8 protein-coding genes are annotated in these 9,429 nt (G+C 67.4%); all 8 read left to right on the forward strand.

From position 1 onward, the window contains the following. Nucleotides 1–15: 15 nt before the first annotated feature. The 8 genes from AC07WC_RS17060 to AC07WC_RS17095 all read left to right on the forward strand — a co-directional run bounded on the left by AC07WC_RS17060 (nucleotide 16) and on the right by AC07WC_RS17095 (nucleotide 9,358). Nucleotides 16–771 carry a flagellar basal body rod protein FlgF gene (locus AC07WC_RS17060; RefSeq protein WP_495211058.1) on the forward strand — a complete coding sequence of 252 codons (756 nt, stop codon included), beginning with the start codon at nucleotides 16–18 and terminating at the stop codon, nucleotides 769–771. A gap of 105 nt (nucleotides 772–876) precedes the next feature. Further along, a complete protein-coding gene (flgG, locus tag AC07WC_RS17065) occupies nucleotides 877–1,662 on the forward strand; it encodes a flagellar basal-body rod protein FlgG (RefSeq protein ID WP_102788470.1) in 786 nt (261 codons plus the stop codon). Between the two features lie 22 nt (nucleotides 1,663–1,684). Beyond that, nucleotides 1,685–2,377, forward strand: coding sequence for a flagellar basal body L-ring protein FlgH (gene flgH / locus AC07WC_RS17070; protein WP_495211059.1), 693 nt, complete (start codon nucleotides 1,685–1,687; stop codon nucleotides 2,375–2,377). Between the two features lie 7 nt (nucleotides 2,378–2,384). Further along, a complete protein-coding gene (locus tag AC07WC_RS17075) occupies nucleotides 2,385–3,536 on the forward strand; it encodes a flagellar basal body P-ring protein FlgI (RefSeq protein WP_495211060.1) in 1,152 nt (383 codons plus the stop codon). Nucleotide 3,537: 1 nt separating this feature from the next. Next, entirely contained in the window at nucleotides 3,538–4,752 is a 1,215-nt protein-coding gene (gene flgJ / locus AC07WC_RS17080; protein ID WP_495211061.1) for a flagellar assembly peptidoglycan hydrolase FlgJ, read from the forward strand. An 8-nt stretch (nucleotides 4,753–4,760) separates the two neighbouring features. Then, nucleotides 4,761–6,641 carry a flagellar hook-associated protein FlgK gene (gene flgK / locus AC07WC_RS17085; protein ID WP_495211062.1) on the forward strand — a complete coding sequence of 627 codons (1,881 nt, stop codon included), beginning with the start codon at nucleotides 4,761–4,763 and terminating at the stop codon, nucleotides 6,639–6,641. After that, nucleotides 6,638–7,840 (forward strand): flagellar hook-associated protein FlgL, encoded by a 1,203-nt coding sequence (flgL, locus tag AC07WC_RS17090; RefSeq protein WP_495211063.1) that lies wholly within the window; start codon nucleotides 6,638–6,640, stop codon nucleotides 7,838–7,840. Before flgK ends, flgL begins: the two co-directional genes overlap by 4 nt. Before the next feature lie 336 nt (nucleotides 7,841–8,176). Next, a complete protein-coding gene (locus tag AC07WC_RS17095; protein WP_495211064.1) occupies nucleotides 8,177–9,358 on the forward strand; it encodes a flagellin in 1,182 nt (393 codons plus the stop codon). The last annotated feature ends 71 nt before the right edge of the window (nucleotides 9,359–9,429 follow it).

Genomic DNA, 9,429 nt, shown 5'->3' on the forward strand with positions numbered 1-9,429 from the left:
CACGGGAACACACCGATGGACAAGGCACTCTACGTCGCGATGACCGGTGCACGCGCGTCCCTGCAGGCGCAGGGCACGCTGTCGCACAACCTGGCCAACACCGACACCCCCGGCTTCAAGGAGGCGCTCGCCAATACCGAGGCCTTCCCGATCAAGGGGACCGGCTACGCCTCGCGCGTGGATGCCCTGCACGTGGACGCCGGCTTCAACCGGCGCATGGGCGCCCAGCAGATCACCGGCAACCCGCTGGATCTGTCCCTGCAGGCCGGCAACTGGCTGGCCGTGCAGGCGCCAGGCGCGAATGGCGGCGAGGCGTATACCCGCGGCGCGGCGCTGTCGATCACGCCCAATGGCCAGCTGGTGACCGCCGGCGGCCATCCGGTGCTGGATGAGAACAGCAACCCGATCGCGATTCCACCGCACCAGGCGATGGACATCGGCAACGACGGCACGATCTCGATCATCCCGCTGGGCGAAGGCCCGCAGACGATGGCCAACATCGGCCGCATCCGCGTGGTGCAGGCCGACGACGCCAGGCTGGAGCGCGGCTTGGACGGGCTGATGCGCAACAACGACCCGCAGCAGCCGTTCGTGCAGGCCCAGGGCAAATCGCTGGAAAGCGGCCAGCTGGAAGGCAGCAACGTCGACGCCGCCGGCGCGCTGGTGCAGATGATCCAGCTGCAGCGCCAGTACGAAATGCAGGTGAAGGTGATCAAGCACGGCGACGACAACGCCCGCAGCGCCAACAGCCTGCTGCGCCTGGGCAGCTGACCGCTGCCGGTGACGTAATCCCGGCGCTGTTCTGGCACGCGCCATGCATTGCCCTTCGCAAGGGCCGCAGCACGCGGCCATCCGCTACAACACAGGAATGACGCCATGAACCAGGCATTGTGGATCGCCAAGACCGGACTGGATGCGCAGCAGACGCGCATGTCGGTGGTTTCCAACAACCTCGCCAACACCAACACCACCGGTTTCAAGCAGGACCGTGCCAGCTTCGAAGACCTGCTGTACCAGCAGGTCCGTCAGCCGGGTGGCGCTTCGTCGGCACAGACGCAGCTGCCCTCGGGCCTGCAGCTGGGCACCGGTGTGCGCGTGGTCGCCACCTCCAAGAACTTCGAACAGGGCAGCCAGCAGCAGACCGGCCGCGCACTGGACGTGATGGTCAACGGCCGCGGCTTCTTTGAAGTGCAGATGCCGGACGGTTCCTCGGCCTACACCCGCGATGGCTCGTTCCAGCGCAACCAGGACGGCGAACTGGTCACCAACAGCGGCTACCCGGTGCAGCCGGGCATCCAGATTCCGGAAGGCGCGCAGTCGCTGACCATCGGTACCGACGGCACCATCAGCGTGAAGATGGCCGACGACGCCGCCTCGGTGGAGATCGGCGCGCTGACCCTGACCGACTTCGTCAATCCGGCCGGCCTGCAGGCCCGCGGCGAGAACCTGTTCCTGGAGACCACCGCCTCCGGCCCCGCGCAGAACGGCAATCCCGGCCTCAACGGCCTGGGCACCGTGGTGCAGGGTGCGCTGGAAGGCAGCAACGTCAACGTGGTGGAAGAGCTGGTCTCGATGATCGAAACCCAGCGCGCCTACGAAATGAACGCCAAGGCCATCTCCACCACCGACGCGATGCTCGGCTATCTCAACCAGAACGTCTGATCGCTCGCCCCGGGAATCTGCCATGTCGCGTCTTGCCCCTACCCTCCGCCTGCTCGCCGCCGCCGCCCTCGTCGTCCCCCTGGGCGGCTGCGTGATCGCCGGCGATGTCCGCCCCTACCCGGCCATGGCCCCGGTCGAACCGATCATGCCGCCGTCGGCCCAGGCCACGGCCGGTGCGATCTACGCCGCCGGTCCCGGCCTGCAGCTGTACTCGGACCGTCGCGCGCGCGATGTCGGTGACCTGCTCACGATCACCCTGACCGAGAACACCACCGCGCAGACCACCGCCAACACCTCCACCTCGAAAGAGTCGGAGCTGAGCATCGGCACGCCGACGATCTTCGGCGCGCCGGTCACGCTGGGTGGCAAGGACATCCTCAGTGCCAGTGCAGCGGGCTCGCGCGACTTCACCGGCAAGGGCACCAGCGCGCAGAGCAACCGCCTGCAGGGCAGCGTGACCGTCACGGTGATCCAGCGCCTGCCCAACGGCAACCTGGTCGTGCAGGGCGCGAAGAACCTGCGCCTGAACCGTGGCGATGAGCTGGTGCAGGTACAGGGCATCGTGCGCGCCGCGGACATCTTCCCGGACAACACCATTCCCTCCAGCCGCGTCGCCGATGCCCGCATCGTCTACGGCGGCCGCGGCGCGATCGCCCAGTCCAACGCGATGGGCTGGCTGAGCCGCTTCTTCAACTCGGCGCTGGCGCCGTACTGAGCCTGACATGACCTTCTTCCCCTCCCCGTTCCGGCAGCGACGCGCGGCGTCGATCCACACCACGCGTGCCGTGCTGGCGCTGCTGGCCGTGTTCGCGCTGGTCGCGCCCGCCTCCGCCGAGCGCATCAAGGACCTGGCCCAGGTCGGCGGCGTGCGTGGCAACGCGCTGGTCGGCTACGGCCTGGTCGTCGGCCTGGATGGCAGCGGCGACCGTACCAGCCAGGCCCCCTTCACCGTGCAGAGCCTGAAGAACCTGCTCGGCGAACTCGGCGTCAACGTGCCGGCCAACGTCAATCCGCAGTTGAAGAACGTGGCCGCCGTGGCCATCCACGCCGAGCTGCCGCCGTTCGCCAAGCCGGGCCAGCCGATCGACATCACCGTTTCCTCGGTGGGCAACGCCGTCTCGCTGCGCGGCGGTTCGCTGTTGATGGCGCCGCTGCGTGGTGCCGATGGGCAGGTCTATGCGATCGCCCAGGGCAACCTGATCGTCGGTGGCTTCGGTGCCCAGGGCAAGGATGGTTCGCGGGTGTCGGTCAACGTGCCCAGCGTCGGCCGCATTCCCAATGGCGCGACCGTCGAGCGGGCGCTGCCGGATGTGTTCAGCGGCGGTGGCGACATCACCTTGAACCTGCACAAGAACGACTTCACCACCGTCTCGCGGATGGTCTCGGCATTGAACAATGCGTTCGGTGACGGCGCCGCCCGCGCGATCGATGGCGTCACCGTCGCGGTCAATGCACCGTCCGATCCGGGCGCGCGCATCGGCCTGCTGGCGCGTATCGAAAACCTGGAACTCACCCCAGGCAGCGCGCCGGCCAACGTGGTGGTCAATTCGCGGACCGGCACCGTGGTGATCGGCGCGCAGGTGCGCGTCGGCGCGGCGGCGATCTCGCATGGCTCGCTGACGGTGACCATCAACGAGAACGCCAACGTCAGCCAGCCGGGCGCGTTCAGTGGCGGCCAGACCGTGGTGACCCCGCAGTCGACCATCACCGCGACCAACGATGGCAGCCGCATGTTCAAGTTCAACGGCGGCACCACCCTGGATGAAATCGTGCACGCAGTGAACGCCGTCGGCGCCGCCCCGGGCGACCTGATCGCCATCCTGGAAGCCCTCAAGCAGGCCGGCGCGCTCAGTGCCGAACTCGAGGTGATCTGACATGCGCATCCAACCGGCCCTGGAACTCAATCCCGCCCAGCCCAACAGCCCGGCCAAGGTCGACAAGGTCGCCCGCCAGCTGGAAGGCCAGTTCGCGCAGATGCTGATCAAGAGCATGCGCGAGGCGAGCTTTGGCGATTCGCTGTTCCCCGGCGAAAACACCATGTTCCGCGAGATGTACGACCAGAAGATCGCCGACGCGATGACCCGCGGCCGCGGCCTGGGACTGTCGAGCATGATCGCGCGCCAGTTGGGTGGCGCCGAAGGCGAGGCGGCCAAGCCGGTCGATACCACGCTGAATCCGGCCGCCGCGCTGCGCGCCTACCGGCTCAATGCACCGGCGGCCGCCATGCCGCTGTCGGCCAGCGCCGCGCCGTCCGCGCCGCGCGAGGTCGACCTGCTGCAGCAGTTGAACGGCGGTGAGCCGTCGGCCGTGCTGCAGCCGATGGAGCGCGCCCTGGACCTGATCGCCGGCCGTGAAAGCAGCCAGATGCATGAGGCGATCGGCCGCAGCGATCCGTATGCGGCCGTGGCCGAGGCCGATCCGGCCAGCGCCAACTGGGCCATGGCCGATGACCGCTGGAGCGGCGTCAACCGCACCGCATCCACCAGCCCCAGCGCGGTCGATAACCTGGCGGCATCCACCGCCGCGGCCGAACTCGGCCCGCATACGCCGGCCGGCTTCGTCGCCAGCATCTGGGACCATGCCCAACAGGCGGCCCGCGAGCTGGGCGTGGATGCCAAGGCGCTGGTCGCCCAGGCCGCGCTGGAAACCGGCTGGGGCCGCAAGCTGGTCCGCCGCAGTGGCGGTGACAGCTCGCACAACCTGTTCGGGATCAAGGCCAACGGCTGGCAAGGCGAACGCGCCACCAGCGGCACCCATGAATACGTCAATGGCGTGCGCCGTAACGAAACAGCGAGCTTCCGCGCCTACAACTCGGTCGGCGAGAGCTTCGCCGACTACGTGCGCCTGCTGAAAACCAGCCCGCGCTACCAGAACGCCCTGCAGGCCGGCAGCGACGTGCGCAGCTTCGCGCAGGGCCTGCAGCGCGCCGGCTACGCCACCGACCCGACCTACGCGGCCAAGATCGCCGCGATCGCCGGCGGCCCGACCATCGAACGCGCCGTCGCGGCGGTGAGCGATGCCGGCGAGCGCCTGGGCCGCACTTTTGCCAGCACCGCCAGCCCGACCGGGCTGGGTGTCATCCGTCGTTGAGGTAATCCATGTCCAGCGTACTATCCACCGGCACCAGCGCCCTGCTCGCCTTCCAGCGGGCCCTGGCGACCACCAGCCATAACGTCGCCAACATCAAGACGCCGGGTTACAGCCGGCAGAAGGTGGACTTCGCCACGGCCGACCCGCAGAACTACGGGTACGGCGACGTGGGCAACGGCACCCGCATCACCGACGTGCGCCGCGTCGCCGACCAGCTGGCGATCTCGCGGCTGCTCGATGGCAGCGGCGAGCTGGCGCGGCTGAAGCAGCTCTCCTCCATGGCCGACCGCGTCGATGCGATGTTCTCCGACACCGCGACCAACGTGGCCGGCGTGTGGTCGAACTTCTTCGATTCGGTCAGCGGGCTGTCCTCCAATGCCTCCGGCAGCGCCGACCGCCAGAACATGCTGGACAGCGGCAAGACCCTGGCCGGCCGTTTCCAGCAGCTCAATACCCAGCTCAACAACCTCAACGGCGAGGTCAACAACGGCCTGATCGCCGGCGCCACCGAGATCAACCGGCTGGCCAAGGAAATCGCCCAGCTCAACGGCGCGATCGGTGGCAATGCCGCCACCGCCGCGCCTGACCTGCTGGATCGCCGCGACCAGCTGATCGCCAACCTGGTGGGTTACACCGGCGGCAATGCGGTGATGCAGGACGGCGGGCTGATGAACGTCTACACCGCCGGTGGCCAGGCGCTGGTGGTCGGCACCACGGCCTCCAAGGTCACCACGGTGACCGATCCGTACCAGCCCGAGCGCCTGCAGCTGGCGCTGGAGAGCCAGGGCCAGAAGATCACCATCGACGCCAAGACGCTCGGCGGCCAGATCGGCGGCCTGCTGGAGTTCCGCGACACCGTGCTGACCCCGGCCCAGGCCGAACTGGGCAAGCTGGCGATCGGCATGGCCAGCAGCTTCAACGATGTCCATCGCCAGGGCGCGGATCTGTACGGCAACATGGGCGGCGACTTCTTCACCGTCGGCAACCCGCGCATCACCGCCAACAGCAACAACACCGGCACCGCCAGCATGAGCGCCAGCTTCGGCGACCTGTCCAAGCTGGACGGCCAGAACATCGTGATGAAGTTCGATGGCACCCAATGGCAGGCCACCCGTGCCGACACCGGCGCTGCCATTCCGATGACCGGCTCCGGCACCGCCGCCGACCCGCTGGTGCTCAATGGGGTCAAGCTGGTCATGAGCGGCACGCCGGCCAAGGACGACCGCTTCCTGCTGCAGCCGACCGCGGGCATGGCCGGCAGCATGGAAGTGGCGATCACCGATACCTCGCGCATTGCCGCCGCCGCTCCGGTCAAGGGCACCGCCGCGATGGCCAACACCGGCACCGGCAAGCTCACCGGGGTCAAGGTGACCGACCCGGACAACGCCGCGCTGCGCAATCCGGCCGCGATCGTGTTCACCAGTGGCACCGAATACACCATCGATGGTCTCGGACCTTACCCCTACACCGCCGGCCAGACCATCAGCGCCAACGGCTGGAGCTTCGTCCTGGACGGTGCGCCCAAGACCGGCGACACCTTCAACATCGGGCCGACCCCGGCCGGTTCCTCGGACAACAGCAATGCCCTGCTGCTGGCCAAGGTCGAGCAGGCCAAGACGTTCAATGACGGCACGGTCACGCTCAGCGGCGCGCTGGGCGGCCTGACCACCCAGGTCGGCGCGGCCGCCCGCTCGGCCGAGTACTCGCTGCAGGCCCAGCAGGTGATCACCGACCAGGCCCAGGCGGCACGCGACTCGATCTCCGGCGTGAACCTGGATGAAGAGGCCTCGGACATGCTCCGCCTGCAGCAGGCCTACCAGGCCGCCTCGCAGCTGATCTCCACCGCCGACAACATGTTCCAGACCATCCTCGGAGCCGTCTCGCGATGAACAACCGCATTTCCACCGGGATGATGTTCAATCAGTCGGTGTCCCTGATGCTCGCCTCGCAGGCGAAGATGAGCCACCTCGAGCGCCAGATCGCCACCGGCAGCAAGATCGTGACGGCCAAGGACGATCCGGTCTCGGCCGGCAGCGCGGTCGGCCTGGACCGTACGCTGGCCTCGCTGGACCGCATGCAGCTCAATGCCGGCAACGTACAGAACCGGCTCGGCCTGCAGGAGAACGCGCTGGCCCAGGTCGGCGACATGATGGGCCGCATCACCGAACTGACCATCTACGCCAACAACCCGGGCCTGGCCGCGGCCGACAAACTGTCCATGGTCACGGAAATCGAAGCGATCCGCGGCAATCTGCTGGCGGTGGCTAACAGTACCGACGGCACCGGCCGCTATCTGTTCGGTGGTACGGATGACGGCAGCCCGCCCTTCAGCCAGGTGGATGGACGCATCGTCTACAACGGCGACCAGAACCAGCGCCAGGTCGAAGTCGGCCCGGATACCTACGTGCAGGACGCCCTGCCCGGCAGCGAGATCTTCATGCGCATCGTCACCGGCGATGGGCATGTGGATGGCAAGGCCGGCGCCGCCAACACCGGCAGCGCCGTGTTGACCAACATCACCCGGGACAGCGATGGCAGCTGGAACGGAGAAGGCTTCAGCGTGCGCTTCACCGGCGCCGATGCCTACGACCTGCTGGATACCGACGGCAACGTGGTCTCCAGCGGCACGTTGAAATCCGGCGATGACCTGGTGCTCAACGGCGTGCGCCTGCACATCGAAGGCGAACCGGCCGCGGGCGACACGTTCGAGGTCAGCCCGGCATCCAGCCGCGACATCTTCGGCACGCTGGATTCGCTGATCGGTGCGTTGAAGATGGATACCGGCACCCCGGCCCAACAGGCCGCCCAGCAGAACCTGCTGCAGAGCGGCCTGCGCGACGTCGCCCGCGCCTCGGAACGGATGATCGACTCCCGCGCCGCCGGCGGTGCCCAGCTCAAGGCGCTGGACAACGCCGCGGACATGCGCGAATCGAACGTCGTCACGCTCAAGACCACCCTCTCGCAGATGCGCGACCTGGACTACGCCGACGCACTGAGCCAGTACCAGCTTGAGAAGACCGCCCTGCAGGCGGCCCAGACGCTGTTCTCGCAGATGCAGTCGATGTCGCTGTTCAATACGATCCGCTGACCGCCCCCACAACCAGGGCTGGACTGAAGGCCGCGATGCTTTGAGCATCGCGGCCTTTTTCGTTTCGGGCTGGCGCATCGCCGGCCGGGCGTCGCCCGGCGCCGTTCCCGTGCGCCTGGAGGCCTGAAGCGGCGCCCGTGCCGTGCCCGGAACCTCCTGCCGCCCGTGAAATCCAGCGGTCTGTCCCCGCCCTGCAAATCCGCTTGAATCTCCGCCTAAAGGTTGTTGACAAAGCGCCGTTATTGATTTGGCAACAGCGAAGCACACAGCCAAAAACAAAAAAACGGCGGCGCTTCGTTCCATTCACCACCGGGATTCCAATAAGGGAGACGACCCATGGCACAGGTAATCAACACCAATACGATGTCGCTCAACGCTCAGCGCAACCTGAGCACCAGCGGCAACTCGCTCGCCACCACCATCCAGCGCCTGTCGTCGGGCCTGCGCATCAACAGCGCAAAAGACGACGCCGCCGGCCTGGCGATTTCCGAGCGCTTCGGCACCCAGATCCGCGGCACTGATGTCGCGATCCGCAATGCAAACGATGGCATCTCGCTGGCCCAGGTCGCCGAAGGTTCGCTGAGCGAAGTCGGCAACAACCTGCAGCGTGTCCGTGAACTGGCGGTGCAGGCCTCCAACGCCACCAACTCCGCCAGCGACCGCAAGGCGCTGCAGGCCGAAGTCGACCAGCTGGTCAGCGAAATCGACCGCGTGGCCAAGCAGTCCGACTTCAACGGCACCAAGCTGCTGGACGGCAGCTTCACCAGCCAGCTGTTCCAGGTGGGTGCGAACGCCGGCCAGTCGATCGCGATCAACAGCGTGGTCAACGCCAAGGCCGATGCGCTGGGCAATGCGAAGTTCGCAGCAGCGGTTTCCAGCGATGCCGATATCGCCGCGCCTGGCGCCGCCGTCACTGCCATGACCGTCAACGGCGTGAAGATCGGCAGCTTCGAGGGCGACACGCCGGAGAAGTTCGCCAACGCCGCCGCCGGTGCCATCAACGCCAAGATCGGCGAGACCGGCGTGTTTGCCTCGGTCGAAGCCACCGCTGGCGCTACCCCGGCCGATCCGACCACCTACAAGGTGACGCTGACCTCGGTCAAGGCTGATCGCGATCTCGTCCTGACCGGCGCGACCGCGCTTGGCTTCGCCGACTCGGACGCCACCACGCCGTCTTCGGTGGCTGCCACGGCAACCTCCGCGATGGTCAAGGACCTCGACGTCTCGACCTTTGAAGGCGCCCAGAAGGCCCTTGAAATCGTCGACAAGGCCCTGGAATCCGTCAACAGCGTCCGCGCCGACCTCGGCGCGATCCAGAACCGCTTCACCTCGGTGGTGGCCAACCTGCAGACCTCCTCGGAGAACCTGTCGGCCTCACGGAGCCGCATCCGCGACACCGATTTCGCCAAGGAAACCGCGGAACTGACCCGTACCCAGATCCTGCAGCAGGCCGGCACCGCCATGCTGGCCCAGGCCAACCAGGTTCCCCAGAACGTGCTCAGCCTGTTGCAGCGCTGACATGCGACGCTCCTGAAGCACGTCAGGAGCGGCTAACCCAACTCACGTGCAACTGCTCAAGGACCCTTCCT

This window comes from Stenotrophomonas sp. GW821-FHT01H02A, from assembly GCF_059422145.1.

Coding starts and splice junctions, on each gene's coding strand:
- AC07WC_RS17060 (WP_495211058.1), top strand. CDS start 16: ATGGACAAGGCACTCTACGTCGCGATGACCGGTGCACGCGCGTCCCTG.
- flgG (WP_102788470.1), top strand. CDS start 877: ATGAACCAGGCATTGTGGATCGCCAAGACCGGACTGGATGCGCAGCAG.
- flgH (WP_495211059.1), top strand. CDS start 1,685: ATGTCGCGTCTTGCCCCTACCCTCCGCCTGCTCGCCGCCGCCGCCCTC.
- AC07WC_RS17075 (WP_495211060.1), top strand. CDS start 2,385: ATGACCTTCTTCCCCTCCCCGTTCCGGCAGCGACGCGCGGCGTCGATC.
- flgJ (WP_495211061.1), top strand. CDS start 3,538: ATGCGCATCCAACCGGCCCTGGAACTCAATCCCGCCCAGCCCAACAGC.
- flgK (WP_495211062.1), top strand. CDS start 4,761: ATGTCCAGCGTACTATCCACCGGCACCAGCGCCCTGCTCGCCTTCCAG.
- flgL (WP_495211063.1), top strand. CDS start 6,638: ATGAACAACCGCATTTCCACCGGGATGATGTTCAATCAGTCGGTGTCC.
- AC07WC_RS17095 (WP_495211064.1), top strand. CDS start 8,177: ATGGCACAGGTAATCAACACCAATACGATGTCGCTCAACGCTCAGCGC.